This window comes from Leifsonia sp. HAY1-4F (assembly GCF_056755275.1).
The window spans coordinates 1-240 of record NZ_JBNDHX010000567.1 but is presented as its reverse complement, the minus strand read 5'-3'; the positions used below and the strand labels follow the sequence as shown (position 1 = coordinate 240).

Sequence of the window (240 nt, the reverse complement as noted above, 5' to 3'; positions counted from 1 at the left end):
CGGCGAGGAGACGGCCTCGGCGGAGGCCTGGCTGTGGGCGGAGGACGCGGTCGCGGCATGCTCCACGCTGGTGCTGCGGGCGCTGGGGCTGAATGGAGCGGTGGTGGCGTCGCGCGAGTTCGCGGTTCCCGCCGTCCGGGAGCCGCGGCCAGTCGGGACGCTGGAGGTGGCTCGCGCGGCGCTGCCCGAGGTCTTCCTCTGGGAGGCGGAGTGGCGCGACGGGGCTGGGGAGAACGGAGC

General features: G+C 76.2%; 1 protein-coding gene. It reads left to right on the top strand.

Going from position 1 to position 240, the window contains the following annotated elements:
- The coding region (locus ACPYOG_RS20520) for a hypothetical protein (protein WP_481295912.1) at positions 1-240 on the top strand (240 nt) is incomplete at both ends.